The organism is Paenibacillus larvae subsp. larvae (assembly GCF_002003265.1).
GTDB lineage: Bacteria > Bacillota > Bacilli > Paenibacillales > NBRC-103111 > Paenibacillus_H > Paenibacillus_H larvae.
The window spans coordinates 4,196,973-4,218,311 of sequence record NZ_CP019687.1; the positions used below are offsets into that span (position 1 = coordinate 4,196,973).

General features: G+C 46.4%; 14 protein-coding genes and 2 pseudogenes. 8 read left to right on the top strand and 8 right to left on the bottom strand.

Going from position 1 to position 21,339, the window contains the following annotated elements:
* Positions 1-59: 59 nt before the first annotated feature.
* Positions 60-2,519, top strand: a complete 2,460-nt coding sequence (gene gyrA, locus BXP28_RS21910; protein ID WP_036657935.1) for a DNA gyrase subunit A — start codon at positions 60-62, stop codon at positions 2,517-2,519.
* Positions 2,520-2,583: 64 nt separating this feature from the next.
* Here the strand turns inward: gyrA and BXP28_RS21915 are convergent, their stop codons facing one another.
* Positions 2,584-3,447 (bottom strand): AraC family transcriptional regulator, encoded by an 864-nt coding sequence (locus BXP28_RS21915; RefSeq protein ID WP_235430621.1) that lies wholly within the window; start codon positions 3,445-3,447, stop codon positions 2,584-2,586.
* Positions 3,448-3,636: 189 nt separating this feature from the next.
* Between BXP28_RS21915 and BXP28_RS25455 the strand changes: the two genes are divergently transcribed.
* The 3 genes from BXP28_RS25455 to BXP28_RS21925 are packed head-to-tail and all read left to right on the top strand — an operon-like array spanning position 3,637 to position 5,616.
* Positions 3,637-4,269: a Gfo/Idh/MocA family protein gene (locus tag BXP28_RS25455; RefSeq protein WP_023482727.1), complete on the top strand. Its 633-nt coding sequence runs from the start codon at positions 3,637-3,639 to the stop codon at positions 4,267-4,269.
* Positions 4,175-4,639, top strand: coding sequence for a Gfo/Idh/MocA family oxidoreductase (locus BXP28_RS25460; RefSeq protein ID WP_052337406.1), 465 nt, complete (start codon positions 4,175-4,177; stop codon positions 4,637-4,639). The genes BXP28_RS25455 and BXP28_RS25460 overlap by 95 nt, the downstream gene beginning before the upstream one ends.
* A 44-nt stretch (positions 4,640-4,683) precedes the next feature.
* Complete coding sequence (locus BXP28_RS21925) at positions 4,684-5,616, top strand: aldo/keto reductase (RefSeq protein WP_023482729.1); 933 nt, start codon at positions 4,684-4,686, stop codon at positions 5,614-5,616.
* Between the two features lie 19 nt (positions 5,617-5,635).
* Here the strand turns inward: BXP28_RS21925 and BXP28_RS21930 are convergent.
* The 7 genes and pseudogenes from BXP28_RS21930 to BXP28_RS21955 form a co-directional block, all read right to left on the bottom strand.
* Positions 5,636-6,583, bottom strand: a pseudogene (locus BXP28_RS21930) (ABC transporter permease).
* Complete coding sequence (locus tag BXP28_RS24740) at positions 6,483-6,824, bottom strand: ABC transporter permease (RefSeq protein WP_241466828.1); 342 nt, start codon at positions 6,822-6,824, stop codon at positions 6,483-6,485. The pseudogene BXP28_RS21930 and the gene BXP28_RS24740 overlap by 101 nt, the downstream one beginning before the upstream one ends.
* Positions 6,825-6,841: 17 nt before the next feature.
* Entirely contained in the window at positions 6,842-7,765 is a 924-nt protein-coding gene (locus tag BXP28_RS21935) for an ABC transporter ATP-binding protein (RefSeq protein WP_023482732.1), read from the bottom strand.
* Positions 7,766-7,796: 31 nt separating this feature from the next.
* Complete coding sequence (locus tag BXP28_RS21940) at positions 7,797-8,552, bottom strand: ABC-2 transporter permease (protein WP_036657937.1); 756 nt, start codon at positions 8,550-8,552, stop codon at positions 7,797-7,799.
* Positions 8,553-8,567: 15 nt separating this feature from the next.
* A complete protein-coding gene (locus BXP28_RS21945; RefSeq protein WP_023482734.1) occupies positions 8,568-9,266 on the bottom strand; it encodes an ABC transporter ATP-binding protein in 699 nt (232 codons plus the stop codon).
* Entirely contained in the window at positions 9,263-9,655 is a 393-nt protein-coding gene (locus BXP28_RS21950; RefSeq protein WP_023482735.1) for a GntR family transcriptional regulator, read from the bottom strand. The genes BXP28_RS21945 and BXP28_RS21950 overlap by 4 nt, the downstream gene beginning before the upstream one ends.
* Positions 9,656-9,886: 231 nt before the next feature.
* Positions 9,887-10,078, bottom strand: a complete 192-nt coding sequence (locus BXP28_RS21955) for a hypothetical protein (protein ID WP_036657939.1) — start codon at positions 10,076-10,078, stop codon at positions 9,887-9,889.
* A 238-nt stretch (positions 10,079-10,316) separates the two neighbouring features.
* Between BXP28_RS21955 and BXP28_RS21960 the strand changes: the two genes are divergently transcribed.
* The 4 genes and pseudogenes from BXP28_RS21960 to BXP28_RS25695 all read left to right on the top strand — a co-directional run bounded on the left by BXP28_RS21960 (position 10,317) and on the right by BXP28_RS25695 (position 21,295).
* Entirely contained in the window at positions 10,317-10,541 is a 225-nt protein-coding gene (locus BXP28_RS21960) for a hypothetical protein (protein WP_374049657.1), read from the top strand.
* Complete coding sequence (locus BXP28_RS21965) at positions 10,538-11,068, top strand: hypothetical protein (protein WP_036657941.1); 531 nt, start codon at positions 10,538-10,540, stop codon at positions 11,066-11,068. Before BXP28_RS21960 ends, BXP28_RS21965 begins: the two co-directional genes overlap by 4 nt.
* Before the next feature lie 150 nt (positions 11,069-11,218).
* Positions 11,219-11,470: a hypothetical protein gene (locus BXP28_RS21970; protein ID WP_024093817.1), complete on the top strand. Its 252-nt coding sequence runs from the start codon at positions 11,219-11,221 to the stop codon at positions 11,468-11,470.
* 1,429 nt (positions 11,471-12,899) lie between these two features.
* Positions 12,900-21,295 (top strand): annotated as a pseudogene (locus BXP28_RS25695) (glycoside hydrolase family 94 protein).
* Positions 21,296-21,339: the final 44 nt, after the last annotated feature.

Here is a 21,339-nt window from a genome sequence, read left to right on the forward strand (position 1 = left end):
GTTTCTTGTGCAAAACTTGTATTTAAGAGTACGCTTTTACACTTAGAGGTGATACGAACGTGAGCATGATGGAGCAGTTTATGCCTGCTTTTTTAGAAGAAGTGGTTGGCGACCGGTTTGGTCGCTACTCCAAATATATTATTCAAGACCGCGCAATTCCGGATGTGAGAGACGGGCTAAAGCCCGTTCAGCGGCGGATCTTGTATGCGATGTATGATGCGGGTAATACCCCGGACAAGCCTTACCGGAAATCAGCAAAAACCGTAGGGGATGTAATGGGGAATTACCATCCGCACGGTGATGCCTCGATCTACGAGGGAATGGTGAGGATGGCCCAGCCATGGAAAATGGGCTATGTTCTTATAGATGGACACGGGAACTGGGGTTCGCAGGATGATGATCCGGCAGCAGCTATGAGGTATACGGAAGCAAGACTTTCGGAAATTGCCATGGAGCTTTTGCGGGATATCGAAAAGCGAACTGTGCTCTTTAAGGACAATTTCGATAATACGGCGAAGGAGCCGGTTGTGCTGCCTTCACGTTTTCCAAATCTGCTGGTTAATGGGGCCAGCGGTATTTCTTCCGGGTTTGCTACGGAAATTCCAACCCATAACCTTAGGGAAGTGATCGATGCCTGTGTGGCAATGATGGATCAGCCTGAGATGACCGTTGAGCAGTTGATGGGTATCATCAAAGGGCCGGATTTCCCTACTGGCGGCATCATCATGGGAGAAGAAGGGATTAAAGATGCCTACACCAGCGGAAAGGGCCGGATTTATGTCCGGGCCAAGACGTCCATCGAATCTGTCAGGGGTGGACGGCAGCAAATCATAGTGACAGAAATACCTTATCAGGTTGTGAAATCACGGCTCGTAACTGCCATCGAGAATATCCGTCTGGATAAAAAAGTCGAAGGCATTTCCGAAGTACGGGATGAAAGCGGCCGTGACGGCTTACGCATCGTTGTGGATTTAAAGAAAGATGCCGATGCTCAGGGAATCCTGGCCTATCTGTTAAAGAAGACCGATCTGCAAGTGACGTACAATTTCAACATGGTGGCTATTGTTAACAAAACACCGAAGCAGCTCGGCATCCGGGAAATGTTGCAAGCCTATATTGACCATCAGAAGGATGTGGTCATCCACCGGACCCAGTATGATCTCGAAAAGGCGGAAGACCGTGCCCACGTTCTGGAAGGTCTTGTTAAAGCACTTAATATTCTTGATGAGATTATTGAGACTATTAAAGCGTCCAAAAACCGTCAGGACGCCCAGAATAATCTGGTGGAGAAGTATGCCTTTACGGAGCGCCAAGCTGACGCTATTCTGACTTTGCAGTTGTACCGGCTGACGAATCTGGAGGTTACCTCTCTGGAAAAAGAACTGAATGATATCATGAAAAAAATTACCCACTTGTGTTCCATCCTGGAAAGCCCGAAAAAACTGGCAAATGTTATCAAGAAAGAAATGATTGAAATCCGTGATAAATACGGAATTGACCGCCGGTCCGAGATCCAGGGTGAGGTCGAAGAACTGAAAGTGAATCTGGAAGTTATGGTGACCCCTGAGGATGTATTGGTTACCCTCTCCCAGGACGGGTACATAAAACGGGTCAGTATATTATCGTATACCCGGTCAGGAGGGGAACTTCATACAACCGGATTGAAGGAAGGGGATTTTGTCCGTCATTTGTTAGAGGTTAACACGATCGACAGCTTACTGATCTTTACCAACCGCGGACAGTACTTCCTGCTTCCTGTTCATCAGATTCCGGAGTATAAATGGAAGGATAACGGAACGGCTATCGTCAATGTCATTCCTATGTCCAAAGAGGACAGGATTGTAAATGTTATTCCGGTCAAAAATTTTGAAGAGTCAGGCAAATCCCTTGTTTTTGTCACCAAAAAAGGACAAGTGAAGCGCACGGAACTCAAAGAGTATATGACGAAGCGGTCTACGGCTGTAGTGGCATGTAAAGTGGGTGACGGAGATGAAGTCATTCAAGTGGAGGTCAGTGAATCCAACAAAGATCTGCTTCTTGTGACCAAACAGGGAATGAGCATCCGTTTCCGGGAAGACGAAGTAAATCCGATGGGACGCGCAGCAGGAGGCGTGCGGGGCATTCAGCTCAAAGACGGAGATGAAGTCATCTCGGCAGAGTGGATCTTCGGGGATGAAGGCGAACTGCTTGTTATTTCCGACCGGGGGTACGCCAAGCGGACTCTTGTGTTTGATTACCCGCTTCAAGCCCGCGGAGGAAAAGGGATTCTTACCTTTGAATTCAAGGAAGGAAAAAGGGTTCGTTCAAACGGTACGGAGCTTATCGCTTCTTTCCTGGTAAAAATGGATTACGATATTACAGCTTATTTAAATAATGGAGAGCAGGTAATATTCTCAACTGAAAAGGCACCTTTAGATGATCGTAAAGCCACGGGGAAAGTAGTCATCCCGGTTGGAAGAACGGATTCCATTACGCATATCCAGCGCATGCCGGAATATGGAAAACCTGCTTCGTCGTAAACAGGCAGTTTTTAAAAGGCAAGGAGTATAATGTTCCTTCCCTTTTTTTTGTTCTTTTTAATTATTACCGTAAACTTAAATGAAGTCTCCGGTATTCACCCGGAGTTAATCCCTCATGCTCTAAAAAACGTTTATTGAAATAACTGATGTTTGAATAGCCACATTCCATCGAAACACGTTTAATTGGCCAGTCAGGCTTTTCCAGCAGCCATTGTTTAGCTAATTGGATACGGCATAACGTTATATAATTGGATGGGGTCATACTCATGGCTTTTTTGAACAGTCTGCAAAAATAATATGAGCTTACTCCTGCCCTCTGAGCCCAATCCTCCAGGATAAACGGGTGTACAGCCTCTGTTTGGAGATCAGGAAGGAGGGCATAAATCCGTTCCATAGGCTCGGTTCCTAGATTGGGCGTTAATGGGATAGCTTGGGAGACGAATACTGCCAGTACCTCATAAGTGTGCGCAGATAATTTGGCAGGACGAAGCCATCTGTACGCGTTTGCCTCTTCCATAAGCTCTTGGTGGACTTCTTCCAGTTGGGAAAGCTGTTTTAATGTCCATAGAGGAGTACGGTGAAATCCTTGTTCCGTCAGGAATTCCTTCAGCTTGTTCCCGTAAAAATGTACCCATCTTACATCCCATGGATCATCCTCACTGCTGTAGTAACGCTGGACCTGATTAGGAAAATACAGAAACCCGTCTCCCTCTTGCAGCATATACGTTTTTCCCTCGAATTCAAGATAACCTTTGCCTTTGGTGATAACATGAATACTGAAATCTTCCCGTTCTGTGGCGCTGCGTTTGACATTATGATCGCTTGCTGACAGATAGCAGCCTGCCGATTCCGGAAAACAAAAATAGGGAGATCCGGTTAAAGTGGGGAAGAACCATTGCATTCTCTTTATATTTTGCGTTCCGTTCATACTTAAGACCTCCAACCTCCATGACATCGGACCAATGCCCTTTGATCCCAGAACAAGAGAACAATTTTGTGTTAGAAATAACAATTTCACTTTATATATCTGGGGAAATCCTTCTTTTATAATAACAATATAGCTTTAGCAGGGAAAAGGATCTATAAAATCATATGTGGGGAAGAGGAGGGAAATTCTATGATTACCAATCAAGTACGCTGGGGCATTCTCGGAGGAGCGGGAATCGCGGTATCCAAGGTTATGCCCGCAATACAGCAATCTTCCACAGGAATGATTACGGCTATTGCCAGCCGGAATGAAGCAAAAGGACGTGCTATCGCTACACAATTCGGTTTGCCAAAGGCGTATGGCTGCTATGAGGATCTGCTTGGCGATCCGCAGATCGATGCGGTCTATGTTCCTTTGCCGAATCATTTGCATCAGGAATGGTCGATTCGTGCGTTGAACGCCGGAAAACATGTATTATGCGAAAAACCCGCTGCTCTGAATGCAAGGGAAGCGGCAAAAATGGCAGAAGTGGCCCAAAAGGCAGGGAAAGTGCTTTCCGAGGCTTTTATGTATCGCCATCATCCACGATATCAGTCTATAAAAGATATAATACGCTCAGGCAAGATTGGTGAAATCCGGGGACTGCGCGGGGCCTTCACCTTTAATAGTACCGGTGCTGAGGATAACGTCAGATTTCATCGGAACATGGGGGGCGGCTCTCTTTACGATGTGGGATGCTATCCCATTCATACCGCCCCTTTTTTTGCTGGAGCAGGAACCGGAAGCCGCAACGGTTCACGCGTTCTTTTCTCCGGATCATGATCACGTCGATATGATGGCTTCGGGATTGATTGAATTTCCTGGCGGTATCGGCCTGACCTTTGATTGCGGGATGTGGGCAGAGTACCGGAATACCTTTGAGATATTAGGGACGCAAGGCCGGATTGAGATTCCCTATGCTTATTCTTATGAAACGCCGGAGGAAGCCTACTTCCTTGTAAAGGTCAAAGGGGAGTTACATACTGTTGAATCAGAACCGGTCAATCATTATGTACTACAGATCGATGATTTTGGCACCGCTGTTTTGGAAGGAAAGGCTTGCCGTTTTTCTTTTGAAGACGCTGTGGCCAATATGCGGGTGCTGGATGCTTGTCTTCAATCTGCGGAGAAAAGAAGTCGGGTCATCCTATAAGGCTATATTACTTGAATAATAATAGTAAATGGAGGAGAGCATGAATGAAGCAGATTACTTTAGAAGGAATCCGTAAGCCGATTTTTCCGCTGATAATGGGATCTGATTTTTTTGATCCCGAACAGACAGGAATGGTCGCGGATCTGCTGGACGAATTTTTCGTCCTTGGCGGAAACATGATTGATACGGCCCATATTTACGTTGGAGGAAAGAGTGAACAGGCTATCGGACAGTGGATGCAAATGAGGGGAAACCGGCGGGATTTACTGATCCTGACTAAAGGAGGCCACCACGATAAGCATGGTCCCCGGGTAAATGCAGAGTGCATTGCCTTGGATCTTGCAGAAAGCTTAGAGCGGTTGCAGACGGATTACATTGATCTTTATATGCTGCACAGAGATGACAGTAACATTCCGGTATCTCATATCATGGATGCCGTACATGCCCATAAAGAAGCAGGACGGATTCATGCATTCGGCGTATCAAACTGGACTGGAAAACGAATTCAGGAGGCTAATGAATACGCATATAAGCATGACCTTACCCCAATAAGTGCCAGCAGCCCGAACCTGAGCCTGGCGAAGCCGAATGAACCCAGGTGGGAAGGATGTATTTCTGTAGATGAAAATGAATGGAAATGGTATGAGCAATCGGGCATGCCGCTTTTTTCGTGGTCTTCCCAAGCAAGCGGTTTCTTTAAGGACCGTTTCTCTCCGGAAAAAAGGGACAATGAGGAGATCGTCCGGGTCTATTATCATGACCGCAACTGGGAAAGAAAACGGAGGGCCGGGGAGTTGGCCAGGGGAAAAGGAGTGGAAACCGTACAGATTAGCCTGGCCTATGTACTGAACCAGCCGTTTCCAACCGCAGCTCTCATCGGACCTCGAACCAAAGAAGAAATGCGTTCCTGTTTTGATGCCCGCAAAATTGAACTGACTCCAGAGGAAATCCGCTGGCTGGATTTGTTAGACGAATGACGTAAATAGTTGGATTGATTCAGATAGCCGCTTTGCGCATAAAAGTACCGAACCTGAAGAGGGAGAGAACCATGGCTACTAAAGCAAAAGCCAGTAGGATAGAGACGTTCAGCCAGATATCCGGAAGATGGGCCCCGCGCAGGATAACGTCCTGGATCCCTTTTTGAGCCCAATATTGAGGTGTGCATTTGCCAATAATCTGCAGTACCGGCGGCATCATATCTGCCGGAAACCATAATCCCCCTACTACAGCACCTCCCATAGTAAGCAGCTGTGTGAAGGCCATGCCCATGTTCTCACTTTTTACGAATAAGGAAATCACAAGTCCGATTCCAGTTACACAGATGGATAAGGCCAAAATCAAACAGAAGATAGCAACAAGATCACCAAGATGAAGGTTATAAACGAAATGGCCGAAACCAAGCAGAACTGAGCTTTGGATCAGAACGACCAGCAGGTAGGGAAGCTACATGCCCAGCAAATAACTGCCGGACCGCATCGGGGTACTGCTCAAACGGGCAGTCATGCCGTTTTCCTTATCTTTGATAAATCGGCGTACCATAGAGATGATGACGAAGAATACAAACATTACCGTATATCCGGGTACAATTTGGCTGATGACATCGATACTGGATGTATTTTCTTTTTCTTCAGATATATGAAGGGGAGACAGCATAATCTGTTTAATCTCGGTTTCATTTTTACCCAAGGCAGCCAGGCTGCCGGAAATTTTGTTTTGTTTATAGGCCTCCGCCATATTTTGCAAAATTGCTTGTACAGGTGCAACCGCTGCATCTGCTGCCCCATCCCGGTAAAGAAGGAGTTCGGCCTGCTCTTTGCCAGATGTCAGCCGGGACTCAAATCCCTTAGGGAGTACGAGCAGGGCCGATAATTTGCCTTCTTTTATGGCCTGTACCTGTTCGTCCAGGGAACTGCTTTCTTTGTTTTCCAGCTGGATGCCTTTCATTTGCTCCAGGCTTTGTATAAACTGTCTGGATGCCTTTCATTTGCTCCAGGCTTTGTATAAACTGTCTGGAGGCAGTCGTCTGGTCTTGATCCATGTAGGGTATTTTCACAGCCTGGGTTTTCATGCTGGACATGGACCCGAATAGGACGATAAACAAAATAGGAAGGACAAGGAGCCAGAAGAAGGTTCCTTTTTCTTTGATCAGCAGTTTGATTTCTTTTTTCGCGATACTTATAAACATGGACAAATCACCTTTCCTTAGGAATCCCGGAGAGAAGTTCCTGTTAAAGTAAGAAAAACAGTTTCAAGAGAAGGCCGGACGATCTCCAGGCGCTGTACAGGTACGGATTGTTTCAGGCATAACTCACTTACTTCCCGGATCGTTGAGACGGTATTGTCCGTTTGGATAATCCATCCTGCCCCTGAACGGGAAGAAGGCTCTTTAAAAGATGAAACGGGAATGTCCAACTGCCCGGCGGATTCTATATAGACAGATTTGGTTCCGTATCTGGATAGAAGTGCTTGAAGGCTGCCTTCTGCGATAACATTCCCATGATCGATAATAGCCAACTGATCACAAAGGGTTTCTACTTCTTCCATGTAATGAGTTGAATAAATAACGGTAACACCATCCCGATTTAGCTGCCGGATCATTTCAAAAATGTGATTTCTGGATTGAGGATCAATGCCAACCGTAGGTTCGTCCAAAATCAGCAGTTTGGGTTGATGAAGCAAAGACGCAGCAATATTAATCCGGCGGGCCATTCCTCCCGAGAAGGTATGCACGGCATCCTTAGCCCTGTCTGATAGCCCCACTTGCTCCAGCACATCCTGAATCCGCTTTTTAAGGGAGAGTCCTTTCAATCCGAACATTTCGCCAAAAAAGAGCAGATTATCATAAGCGCTCAGTTTATCGTAGAGGGTTATATTTTGCGGGACATAGCCGATCATTTTACGGACTTCACTTGTTTGTTTGACTGCATCCCTTCCGAATACTTCAACCGTTCCTCTATCCGGTTTCAGGATACATGAAACGATTTTCATAGTAGTGGATTTTCCCGCTCCATTGGGTCCAAGGAGACCGTAGCAGCCGCCTGCCTGAACCTCGAACGAGATTTGTTTAACCGCCTGGTGCTGGCCGTAAGTTTTTTTTAACTGGTTAACCCGAAGTGCCGTTTTCATGGTGTGGTCCTCCTTATATTACAAACTTATATTACAAATCCAGCTTTCGATTCATTACGGATGTGGAAAGGGCAAGCAATATCCAGGCCAGCAAAATGGACCCTACAGCAAAGCCTGCCACTATGATTCCGCTTGTTCCGGAACTGTTGAATTTCTGAATCACATCCCCCCAAGGCTTGTCATTCTCACTTGTCAGATGTACCAGGAAAAACAGGGCATTACCGCTGATCCCATATACAATCCAAAGCAGAGGCACTACCGGTTTGAGACGGGAAAAGGTTATTACGCCTGTTAAGACTCCAAATGCGCTCATGAACGGAGCATAGATCAGCAGCAATAAAAAGCACTCTGCACTTAACTGGACAAAGTGAAACCAATCTTGAAGGGTTAAATCCTGAAACAGCATCGTGTAGAGATAAATAGCTTGGATTCCGGTCCAGGCAATCAGCAGAACAACAAGTATCCGGATTATTCCAGTGGTAAATTTGGCTGCCAGCAGAGTACTTCTTGAATAAGGTAAGGCCAGCCACCATCCTATCGTGCCGTTTTTCCATTCTTGTTTTAGAAGGATAAAACTCCTCATAAAGAACAGGTAGGGCAAAGCAAAGGTAGCATACATATACCCTTCTGGTCTAAGATCTATATTTGCATTCAAGTAAGTAAGAATAGCAATCAAAAGAAGGATGCCGATAAAACCATATACAAGCCGCCACTTTTTTGTACTTTTGAACAGGTTTTTTCTTGTTAATTCATCTTTGGTTAAAAAAAGCCATACTTTGGTGTCCATGATTCCCCTCCACATTTATCGGTACAACTGGCGGTAGACCGTTTCCATCGATCCCCGTTCCGCTCGAAGCTGTTCCACATCACTTTCCAGCAAGACATGACCTTCATCCATAAAGACTACATAATTAAAAAGGCTTTCGGACTCATGGATATCATGTGTGCTGAGCACTATGGTTTGCTCCTGGTCACTGATATTTTCAATAATTGCTGAAATGATCCGTTCTCTGGATAATAGGTCAATTCCGGAAAAAGGCTCATCAAGAATGATCAGGGGGACTTCACGGGCCAAGCAAATGCTGAGCATTAACCGGGCTTCCTGTCCCTTGGACATCCCCTTTGCCCTCATATCCATATCCAGCTTCATAAAATCAACCAATTCCTCCGCCCTGTTCCGGTTAAACCCCGAAAGCAGCTGTTCTGCCCAGTTTAGAGCCTGCTTCACGGTATGTTCCTCAAACCATCTGGCCCGGTCTGGAAGATAGGCAATTTGTTTGTTCGTCATCCATCCGGCTTGTCTGCCCAGCACATTCAAGCTCCCATTGTCAGGTTTGATAAAGCCGGCAGCCATGCGGAAAAAAGTAGATTTTCCGGCACCATTTGCTCCAAGGATTCCTATAACCTGGTTTGCAGGCAGGTGAAGGGAGAAATCGTGAAGGGCCGTTTTTTGGCCATATCTTTTATTGATTTGATTTGCTGTTATCGCATAATGATTCATGAGATCTCCTCCTTCCGTTGCTCAATGAAAGTGTGAATGTCCTCCAGGGTATAGCCGATATCAGTCATCTTCCTTACATACTCCCCGGTCGCTATTTCAGCCAGGTTATACTTGATTTGTTCAACTGTTTCGGCATTGCTCGTTATAAAGGTGCCTTGACCTCTTCGCGTTACGGTTAATTGATCGCGCTCCAATTCCTGATATGCTCTCATGACAGTATTTGGCGTGATTTTTAAAGCTTGGGCCATCTCTCGTACAGATGGAATTTTCTCACCCAATGCAATCTCTCCTTTGGCAATGGAACTTCTAATTTGGCTCAGTACCTGTTCATATAACGGCTTACTAAGATCAAGATTGAACCGCATCCCGCCGACATGAACTTCATTCAATGGAATCCCTCTCTCTGAAAATCATGTTATGGGTGTATTATATCACTTAATACACTTAATACAATAGGGAAGATAAAAAAATAAAAACCATATGAAAGTTTTTACCAAAATTAGGGTTATATAGCTTTCAGATTTGGCATCCTGTTGCTACAAAATATTTGGAAAAGGAATAGACGCAGATCGTGTTCACTCCAAGTGCGTTTTGTTTCCTGGACGGCAAATCGGCCCAGTTCAAAGAAGGCTTCTCTCGGGGGCTGCTGCCGTCCAGTTCGGGTTCCCTCTGCCGGCATTGAGAAGCAGATGCGATTTTTTCTTTTGGCTTTGGCTGGCCAGACTGATCACTTTGTTTTTAAGTTCAAAAGGACTGAGCCCTTTAAAGCCGCGCTCCATTTCCCCGCTTTCTTTATCAGAATGATACGGCATATTGATAAAATGCTCCTTTACAGTTCAATTCGAATGATCAAGATTTACAAATTATTGGAAAATACTCTGATTAGTATGTGATAAAGGATTTGATTTATTCCAATTATTTGGCACAATGCCAGCCGGAAGGAATATACTGATACCGGACTCAGCCCATAAACAAATAAGGAAGGGGAATTTGAGTGGTTTCTTCCATGGACTGGCAAGTTTTTTCTATAGGAAACAGGAGGGTATGAGTTTGGCTGTTTTCATTTCGTTAAGGCAAATAAATGTCGATACCTTGAGTAAGGGCTGTACCATTTCCATTGGAAAAGTTGGCCAGACGGGATGGACACAAACCAGTAAAGTCAACATGGGGAACGGGCAACTGTTCGGCACCAATCTGGAATGGGGATTTGTGAATAACCTGACTGATGCCGATGTGATGGATTTGCCAATAACGAATAAAAGGAGGATGGTTTGAAATTGCCATACCAAAATGCAAGTGTTGTTTTTAACAAGCTTGTTGTGAACACAGTTGAAGACATTTCAGGCATTTTTATCGGGACTAACCAGGCGATTGCATGGAGCAACTACCGCAAAAGCAACCAAGGATTTGGAAGTCTAAAGGAATCGGTTCTTATTAATGCAGTGAATGTTGTGAACGATCAAGACTTAATTGATGCATCGGTGAAAGATGTCAAGAATATAACGCTGGCAGAAGAAGGGCAGACATTGAAACAATGCGCAGTTGATTTTGAATCAATCAATGCTATTTCTGTTCTCAATGGTTCAGCCATAGATATAGGTGAAAATAGTCAGATTGCCTGGAGCAGTTCCCATAAAAACAATTATGGAACAGGTAAAAGTTATGGAAACAACCGGTTAAAACAAGTGGCTAACCAAGTTATAGACAATGATGTTATTGATGCTCATGTTGAAAATATCATTCAAAATTCAGAGTATACCGGGGGAGAAAACCAAGAAATCAGAGTTACTCAAAAGAAATAATACGCAGATAATGATGCCGGGCTCCATTTGACTAATAATATCCCTTTCGATAACCTTTATTTGTTTAAACATTGAAGCGGTGGAGAAACATGCAACATTTGAAGCTGGGCGGAATACTATGCCTAAAAGATTCATATCGGGGGTGAGAGCTTGGCTGTTTTTATTTCATTCGCAGCAGGAGCGGTAAATGTCAATACCTTAAACAGGGGTTCCACCATATCTGTAGGAGAAGTTTCACAAACTGGCTGGAGTCAAAACGGCAAGACTAACTACGGAAACGGTCAATTATTTGGCTGCAACTTGGAGTTCGGTTTTCTGACAAATTTATGTGATAACGATATTCTGGATTCTCCAATCAATGAAGCTCAGCCCTCGTCTACCATTCAAACCCAAACTTCGTAAAGGGCTAAAATATCGGGGTTATAGGGGAATCACACTTTTTGGGTGATGATCATACTTTAAAGGAAAAAGCCCAGGAGATGGTGATTTCGTGAATAAAAAAGCACAGCTTGATCCATGCATTCGGTGTCATAAAATTCCCGAAGAAACTGACCGTTTTTGTACAGGATGCGGAGCCCCGTTACAAAATCGGTGTTCCGACGAACCAGGTTTATTAAAAAAAGGTTGTACTCACCTGAATCCCAGGAGTGCTGCATATTGCTCCAAATGCGGTTTACCAACAACATTCAAACTTTATGGACTCGTTGAAGCACAGCCTCGTAAATAAATGCATCCTTCTCTATTTCAAACATCCTTGAAATGATAACTTTATGTTCGCACGGTCGCGATACAATTTCTCTAATAGGCTTTCAATATACATTTAATATACATATGGAAACATCATTGTATGACTTATTTCCATATGCTTATATAGCGACAAAGCATTAGCTTTCAGCCCTCCCGCTTACCGTACGTAGCCGGGAGGGTTTATTTGTGTTCCAGAATGTAGTGTATATAGGGCGGTTTCCTGATTTCTAGGTAAAAACAACTGTTTTTAAGGATTTTCAGTCAAATTGAGGGTTCAACTTAGGTGAAAAATAGCTATACTCGTGAGGTTTCAGTTGTGTTAAAATGGAAATGATAATTCGTACTCAACTCTCCTATCGTTTTTGAACTGTGATACTTCATAAATAATTCAATTCGCAATTGTACCCTAATGTTTCAACTGGGTAGGTTAAGCCTACTAATTATAAGCAAGATTTGATTTTTCCTTTCGTAGTTTTTTGTTCACTTCTACTACTTTCCCCGTGTTTACTTATCCTTTATTTTTATCTAAAGGGAAATATAAGAAGGAAATGAAGGAAACTACGGTAAAGTTCTATTGATGCTTGACTTATTTCAATAAACGACTCCTGCATTTCTCCTCGAATCCTCTACACATACCTGCTATTTTTCAATACCATTGCTTCTTTGAACCTCTGCTAATAATTGGACAGATGAAATCGATAGAATTTCAACAGTCGAACGGATCATATGTTAGTATTGGGCGTAAAGCATGGATTATTTTTTCCATTGTAGAAGCATGTAAAGTACTCTAATACCCGCTCTTTCGCTTTTTAGCGTGTTTTTAAGCCTGATCCTTCATCAATTGAAAATGTAAGTGTCTCCAGAAATGAATGAAGAACCTCCGGAACCACTTTAATAGTGGAACTGGAGGTTTTTATATTTTTGACCAGATTTAAGCGGAAAAATACCGCTAAATTACTCTTTCCTTCAAGCCGAGATTTATAATTTACAACAAAACTGGGAATGTTTTAACTATTATAATTAAACGCTGCAAAGTCTACAGTATCCCATCATTATTAATTTCTCACTTTCTTTGGGAGGACCTATGAATCTACATACAGAACAACTTCGACAAAAAGCTCATGAACTTGCGCTGACCCATGAACCGTATATAAAGTGGGGGGCTTCAAAACGACTATGGCGCAATTTTATTGCGGATATCGAAAATTTACGCGCGTTCGTGCGCTCCCTCCAAGGGCGTCGCCCAAGTTGTTCACAACCGGCGGAAGAATGGTTCCTCGACCATGCGGAGTTCATTGAGGAACAGGGGCTGATTATTCAACATCAGCTCACCCGGGGCTTTTTGCGGCGTTTGCCGTATCTGCGAAAAAGCGGCGAGCCGCGGATACTGTCCATTTGTATCGACTATCTTAACCATGTGAACGGAAATTTAGAGGAGGACTCTTTTACTTCCTATATCAACTTTTATCAGGAAGTAACGGTTCTAACGATAGCTGAAGCATGGGCTATGCCGCTTATCATGAGAATTGCCTTGATACGGCGGCTGGCAGAAGTCATGGAACGGATTCGCGAACGGCAGGAGGTGTGTCATCTCGTCGAAAGGCTTCTGGAGCGAATCGAGAAGCCGAAGATAAATCCCGAGGTACTTAAGGATGCTCTTGAACAAGCAGGCCAAGATTTGCCGCTCTCTGGTCCGATGATCGTCCACTTGGTCAGCCATCTGCGCGAATGGGCAGATGATTCGGCGACGGTTCGTGAATGGCTGATGTGCAAATTGGAAAATGGTCCGGAAAGTTTAGACCGAATCGTCTCTTACGAGTATCAGCTTCAGGCCACGTATCAAATGGCAACAGCCAGCGCCATCAGCAGTCTGAGAAAAATTATCCGTTGGGAGTGGTGCGAATCATTCGAGAAAATTTGCCTGGTGGAAAATACGATGCGTCAAGAGAACTCGGACATATATCCAATGCTCGATGATTCCAGTCGCGATACGCTGAGAGTGCGCATTGAGAAATTAGCCCGCCGCTTGCGTGTACCGGAAAATTTGGTTGCCAAACAAGCTGTAGAGCTTGCGGATAAGGAGTATAATCAAGCGTGTACAGAACGTGAACAAGCCCAACAAGCCTTAGAGAATGCGGAGAAGGGTAAAACAGAAGGAATTAGTGCGGATACGGATATTATGCCTCGTCAAGCGTTTATTGCTTATTACCTTCTTGAAGCAAATGGGATCAAAAAGCTGCAGCGAGCACTGAAACAATGCAGCAGCCCGCGGCGTTTGCCGCGTATATCGATATGGCAACGAGCAACTGGCATGTATTTCGCCCTTCTGACAGGTTTGTTCATAATCGCCCTTTTCGGATTCGCTGTTTGGATCACCGGTGGTACAAGCTATACATTAATGGAGTGGCTGGTGATTTTGCTTATGCTGTTATTACCTGTGAGCGAGTGGGCGGTCACGGGAATACACTGGATGATAGAGTGTACAAGCCGGCCTCAACCGCTGCTCCGTTATGATTTCTCGCATGAAATACCTGCTGAAGCAACCACAATGGTCGTCATTCCTGTTATCTGGTCATCTGTCGAACAAGTGCGGGAAATGGCAGATCGATTGGAGCTTCATTATCTGGCGAACCGCCATTCGAATCTTCATTTTGCATTGCTGGGGGATTTTGTCGATGCCGGCACCGAGAGTCTTCCGCAGGATGACGCGATTGTGCAAGCTGCCCGAAGCAGTATTGAAAACTTAAACCGTATGTATTCCCATAAGGGCGGAAATAGTACATTTCACCTTTTTCAACGAAGCAGGTTATGGAACCCGTCCGAAAAAGTCTGGATGGGGTGGGAACGCAAGCGGGGCAAATTGGTAGAGTTCGTCGAACTGCTTAAAGGACGAACAAATACGACGTATGACTATGTAGTCGGAGAATCATCAATTCTTCCAAATATCCGTTATATCATTACGCTCGATGCGGATACACAGCTTCCAATAGGCAGTGCCCAGCGGATGATCGGTACTCTGCATTTGCCTTATAACCGTCCTAGACTTAACCGTTCGCAGACACGGGTTGTTGAAGGGTACGGCGTGCTTCAGCCACGTATCGGTATCAGCCATGAATCAACCTTGCGTTCCCGCTTGGCCTATTTATGGTCAGGTGATCCCGGAATCGATCCTTATGCGTTTGCCGTTTCCGATCCATATCAGGACGGATTAGGGCAGGGGATTTTTACAGGTAAGGGAATATTCGACGTGAATGCATTCGCACAGGTCCTATGTGAACGTATCCCAGAGAATCGGGTCCTTAGCCACGATTTGCTGGAAGGCGGCTTTTTACGGGCAGGGTTGCTTTCGGACATTGAATTAATTGATGATCACCCTTCTCAGTTTAGTGCGTATCAGAGGAGACTGCACCGTTGGGTACGTGGTGACTGGCAGTTACTCCCATGGCTTTTTCCCACTGTATCCGACCGGCGGGGCAGGAGATCGCCGGTGGATTTGTCCGCTCTCACCCGGTGGCATATCATAGATAACCTGCGGCGCAGTTTATTGCCTCCGGCGTTATTTGCTTTACTGCTGTTGGGCATAAGCATACTTCCCGGATCACCCGAACGCTGGTTTGCTTTTGGATTCGTTACGCTTTTTTTGCCGATTATCCGTCAACTTGTATCGCTTAGACGGGCCATTCGGAGGCCCAGAAGCTTACTTTCTACTGTCTTGCAAGTTTTGGTAACCCTGTTGACTCTGCCTTTTCAAGCTGTTTTGATGCTTGATGCTATTGGTAGATCGTTATACCGATTATTCATATCCAAACGCCATTTGCTTGAGTGGGTCAGTTCTGCAGAAATTGACCGCCGTGAAAGCGGAAGGCCGCATACTATGATCTTGGGTATGTACCGAGGATATGCATTGGTTGCTGTTTTTGCACTGGCAGTGTTGGCAGGCGGTGTTTCAGCGGTAAGGTGGACAGGATTAGTACTCTCTGTGTTATGGTTGTTTGCTCCGCTGGCAATTCGCTGGTTGGATAAACCCATCCAACGGGCGGAGCGGTCGTTCGAAGCGGATGAAGAGGAAAAGCTGCGGGTGCTGGCAAAAGAGATTTGGACATTCTTCGAGGATTTTGTTACCCCTGAAGATCATTGGCTGCCGCCTGATAATGTTCAATTAGAACCACCAAATGGAGTTGCACATCGGACTTCGCCAACCAATATTGGGCTTTTTCTTGCATGTGCGCTTGCAGCGCGGGATTTCGGTTTCATCGATACGCCCGGATTAATTGAGCGTCTGGAGAGAACAATCGGTACGCTTGAACAAATGGACAAATGGAACGGTCATCTTTACAACTGGTACGACACGATTACTTTAGAACCGTTGCATCCTCTATATGTTTCAACGGTGGATTCAGGCAACTTCGTCGGTTGTTTGATGACGGTTAAAGAGGGATTGGCCGAATGGCTTAAGACAGATTTTAATCTGGGCGGAAAACCGGAAACGTACGTGAAAGACCGAGATAAAGGGGGAGAAGAGTTAAATGTGGCATTCGCGGAAGAACTGATGATTTCAGAACAAAGTGAAAATAGGGCCAACACTTTGGGAGCATCAGAAGCAGGTCCCCGTGATCGAGATAGGAAAAACCGTGATGCATCGGCAGAGAGCTGGCAAGTACGGGGACAAAATCTGATCAGCCGGATATCGTTATTGATTGATGAGACAGATTTTCGTCCGCTATACGACCACAAGACCAAGCTTTTCACATTGGGGTACCATGCCACACTGCAGGAACGCGATAAGATCCTGTATGACCTTATGGCGTCAGAAGCTAGACAGACAAGCTTTATTGCCATTGCCCTCGGCCAAGTGTCTATAGCTCATTGGCATGCGCTTGGTCGGACAATGACCAGATTCGGAAATCGCTCGGCGCTTCTCTCTTGGTCCGGAACTATGTTTGAATATTTGATGCCTTGGCTCATAATGCGTACTTACAGGAATACGGTATGGGACAGCACCTACCGCACTGTAGTAAAACGGCAGATCGGGTACGCTCATGGCCGGGGGTTCCATTTGGTATATCCGAATCCGGTTATTACGCGTTTGATTACCAGATGAACTATCAATATCGGGCATTTGGAGTTCCCGGTCTTGGTTTTAAACGCGGTCTGGAGCAAGATTTAGTCGTGGCGCCGTATGCAGCTATTCTGGCTTTACCATATGCCAAGCGTCAAGGACTTAAAAATTTGCGAAAAATGAAGGAGCTTGGGGCACACGGTAAGTATGGTTTCTATGAAGCGATTGATTTCACCTCAGAACGGATGCCAAAAAATCAGAGCTACATGGTCATACGCAGTTTTATGGCACACCATCAGGGTATGAGTTTGCTTGCCCTTGCCAACATACTGCTGCAGGACAAGATGATCGAACGCTTTCACCGTGACAAGCGTGTGCAAGCGGCCGAACTGCTTCTGCAGGAACATATTCCTGTGCGCCCCAAAATCATTAGGCACCCTGCAATGGCCCGCAAATATGGACCTGATACAATACCGGAACAAAATGACGTAATGCGGGAATACCTCTCGGCAGACACGCTTACTCCGGAAGTATGCATCCTTTCGAACGGTACCTTTACGACTGTTGTATCGGGCAGCGGCGGCGGGTTCAGCCGATTTGCAGGTTTGGCCGTCTCTCGTTGGCGGGAGGATCCGGTATTGGACGATTGGGGGAGTTACATCTATATCCGCGATGTATCACATGATATAGTATGGTCTCCGTCGTTTCAACCGTGCCGTGTTCCGTCTTCTGAACAGCGCATACAATTTTCCCTTGATCGGGCTGCATTTATGCGCGTGGACGGGGACGTGCAGACAAGCCTGGAAGTATGCGTTTCGCCAGAATGGAATGCGGAAGTCCGCCGATTAACACTTACCAATTCAGGGAATGAAACCAAGATCATGGAGGTTACAACGTTTACTGAACTGGCCTTGGCACCCCCAATAGCGGATGATGCCCATCCTACCTTCAGCAAATTGTTTATCCAAACGGAATATGCGGATGAAGCCGAATGTCTCCTTGCCCGCAGAAGGCCTCGTCAGGAAAGTGAGACACCGATTTGGGCGGCACATTCACTTATAGCGGAAGGAGGAGGGTTCGGACCGGCGGAATATGAGACCGACCGATCTGCCTTTATTGGCCGGGGGCACAGCATCTCTAAGCCGCAAGGGATCCGCTCCCGTCTCTGTGCTAACGTGGGTTCCGTAGCGGACCCGGCCTTTATCATGAGACGGCAGATCAGAATCAGGCCCGGCGAACAGATTCAATTGTTCGCTGTGACAAGCGTTGCAGATTCTAAAGATGAAGCGATCAGTATCGTTCGCCGGTTTACAGGGAACCAAATGGTGGAACGGACATTCCAGCTTGCATGGAATCGCAGTCAAATCGAGCTTAGGCATTTGCATATATCTGCCGAAGAGGCGGCGGACTTTCTAACTTTTGCAGGTCAGGTGCTGTATACTCCGCCGATGAGGGAAGAACAGAAGGAAAGAATCATTGGGAATAGAAAAGGACAATCCGGCCTCTGGGCACACGGAATATCCGGGGACCACCCGATCGTCCTTGTTAGGATTGAGGATCAGGTCAATATAAAATTTATTGTCAAGCTGCTGACAGGGCACGAATATTTACGCCGCCTGGGGTTACTTTTCGATTTGGTCATTCTAAACGAATCGGAGGGAGGATACCAGCAGGATTTGCAGGAAGCACTGCGCAGTACAGTAGAAAACGGCATAGACCGGCATGGAGGAGTCTTTATCCTTAATGCCAATCAGCTGCCTGATGAAGATAAGACATTACTGCTTGCAACAGCCCGTATGATACTTTACGCGGGCGGACCGAGTCTGAAGAAGCAGCTTAAGCTGCCGCAGCCGAATAAAGACTTGCCGCCTCCGCTTATGGTGACAGAAACGTCAAACAGGTTCGGAAATTCGGTTCCGGAGGACGGACGCCATTTGATGTTCTTTAACGGTTGGGGAGGATTTTCACCCGATGGCCGGGAATATCGGATCGTAATCAAAAACGGGAATCATCTGCCGGCGCCATGGATCAATGTGATGGCCAATCCGCGCTTTGGCTGCCTTATTTCCGAGCACGGAACGGGCTATACCTGGTGGCGCAACAGCCGCGAGTGCAAGCTAACGCCATGGTCAAACGACCCTGTACTCGATCCGCCTGGCGAAGTTTGTTATTTACGGGACGAAGAGAGTGGTGAAATCTGGACGGCAACTCCATTTGGCGTACAGATTGATCCGTCCTATATGATTTCGCACGGGCGGGGATTTACGCGGTTTCATCATGAGAGACGCGGGATCAAGCAGGAAATGACTGTATTTGTTCCTCTCGATGATCCGGTCAAGGTGATCAGGCTGCGGTTGCAAAACACGACTTCCAGGCAGAGAAGCCTTTCCGTCACTTATTACGCGGAATGGGTACTGGGTGTAAGTCGTCAGGCGAATGCCCCTTTTATCGTTACGGAATGGAACGAACCGGCCCAAATGCTGCTGGCCCGCAATGCTTATCAGGAGTCATTCCGCGAGGCGGCAGCCTTTCTGGGATTATATTTGCTGCCTGAATCCTCTGAGGAATCTCCAGAACACGGGGGGCACCGGATCACTCGGGTTGAGCCTGATGATCTGTCTTGGACAGCAGACCGCAATGAATTTCTGGGACGGAACGGCACATTTGAAAATCCCGCTTCGCTTAGCCGTGAGCGCCTGTCCGGAACAACCGGACCTCTTCATGATACCTGCGGTGCAGTACAGGCCAAGCTGACGCTGGAGCCTGGTGCCGAACGAACCGTCTGTATTCTGTTAGGCTGTGAATATTCGAACGACGCCGCCGTAAAACTGGCACATACTTACAGCCAAGCCCGTGTTAGCGGGCAATCATTATCACTGGTACGAAAATTCTGGGATGATGTACTGGACCAGATCTCGGTTTCTACGCCGTGCCGGGAGATGGATGTGCTCTTAAACGGGTGGTTGATTTACCAGACGCTAAGCTGCAGAATGTGGGCCAGATCGGCCTTTTATCAGGCCGGAGGGGCATACGGCTTCCGCGATCAGCTCCAGGATTCGTTGTCCCTTCTGCACACCCGGCCCGACCTCACACGGGCACAAATTTTACTCCATGCCGCCCATCAATATGAGGAAGGAGATGTGCAGCACTGGTGGCATGAAGAAACGGAACGCGGTATCCGTACATTTTTCTCGGACGATTTACTGTGGCTGCCGTATGCGGCCTCGCGTTACGTTGAGCATACGGGGGATGACAGCATACTTGAAGAAATAGTGCCGTTTCTTCACAGTGAGCCATTGCGGGAAGAGGAGTATGAACGCTATGAGCAAACCCAAGTGTCTGAACAAAAAGGAAACATAATGGATCACTGCTTGCGGGCCATTGACAAGGCCCTGGAACGCTTTGGCGAACATGGGTTGCCTCTGATCGGAATCGGAGATTGGAACGACGGTATGAATCTTGTTGGAGCAAAGGGCCGCGGCGAGAGTGTATGGCTCGGATGGTTTCTTTGCGAAATATTGGGCCGGTTTATGGATTTGTGCAGGGAACGCGGTGAACTGGCACGGACAAGCCGTTATGAGGATGTAAGAGAGAAGCTTGTCTCTTCACTAGGCGAGCATGCCTGGGATGGTCAATGGTTCCGCCGTGCATTTACCGATGCCGGACAATGGCTCGGTTCTATCCATAATCAGGAATGCCGTATAGATGCTATTGCCCAGTCATGGTCGGTTATATCCGGGGCAGCGCCAAGGAACAAGGCTCTGCAGGCGATGCAGGCATTTGACCGGGAACTTGTTGACCGTGAGCTTTCCGTCGCCTATCTCCTGAGGCCGCCTTTTGACCGCATGGATCCAAGTCCCGGTTACATTCAGGGCTATCCGCCCGGAATCCGTGAGAATGGGGCGCAGTATACACACGGGGTCATATGGAGCATTATTGCTTGGTGCCGGCTTGGGAACGGAGACAAGGCATTTGAGCTGTTTCACCTGTTGAATCCGTTAAATCACACCCGCACACCTAATGAAGTCCGGAAGTATGCAGGTGAACCGTATGTTATGGCGGCAGACGTTTATACGGCCGATCCTCACAAAGGACACGCCGGCTGGACTTGGTATACCGGTGCCGCGGGCTGGATGTATCAAGCCGGGATTGAATGGATTCTCGGACTTCGCAGACGTGGAAGCCGGTTGTACATGAACCCATGTATACCTTGCGAATGGCCGGAGTTTTCCGTTCAATACCGTTACGGCGAAACATACTATCGCATCAAAGTCAACAATCCATTGCGCAAGTCTAATGGAGTGACCGCTATGCAAATGGATGGACAACATGCAGTCCTGAATGAAAACAGTGAAAAAGACGGCTGCTATGTTGAATTGTGCGATGACAAGAGTGTTCATCATATTGATGTAACGATGTAAGGTAAACGATATAACGTAAATATATGTATACGCCCTTCTGAGTA

Excerpts from the sequence above, each read along its gene's own strand:
- BXP28_RS25455 (WP_023482727.1), top strand. The coding sequence starts at position 3,637 with ATGATTACCAATCAAGTACGCTGGGGCATTCTCGGAGGAGCGGGAATC.
- BXP28_RS24740 (WP_241466828.1), bottom strand. The coding sequence starts at position 6,824 with ATGTTTATAAGTATCGCGAAAAAAGAAATCAAACTGCTGATCAAAGAA.
- BXP28_RS21940 (WP_036657937.1), bottom strand. The coding sequence starts at position 8,552 with ATGGACACCAAAGTATGGCTTTTTTTAACCAAAGATGAATTAACAAGA.
- BXP28_RS21915 (WP_235430621.1), bottom strand. The coding sequence starts at position 3,447 with ATGAACGGAACGCAAAATATAAAGAGAATGCAATGGTTCTTCCCCACT.
- BXP28_RS21945 (WP_023482734.1), bottom strand. The coding sequence starts at position 9,266 with ATGAATCATTATGCGATAACAGCAAATCAAATCAATAAAAGATATGGC.
- BXP28_RS21955 (WP_036657939.1), bottom strand. The coding sequence starts at position 10,078 with ATGCCGTATCATTCTGATAAAGAAAGCGGGGAAATGGAGCGCGGCTTT.
- BXP28_RS25460 (WP_052337406.1), top strand. The coding sequence starts at position 4,175 with ATGTGGGATGCTATCCCATTCATACCGCCCCTTTTTTTGCTGGAGCAG.
- BXP28_RS21925 (WP_023482729.1), top strand. The coding sequence starts at position 4,684 with ATGAAGCAGATTACTTTAGAAGGAATCCGTAAGCCGATTTTTCCGCTG.
- BXP28_RS21935 (WP_023482732.1), bottom strand. The coding sequence starts at position 7,765 with ATGAAAACGGCACTTCGGGTTAACCAGTTAAAAAAAACTTACGGCCAG.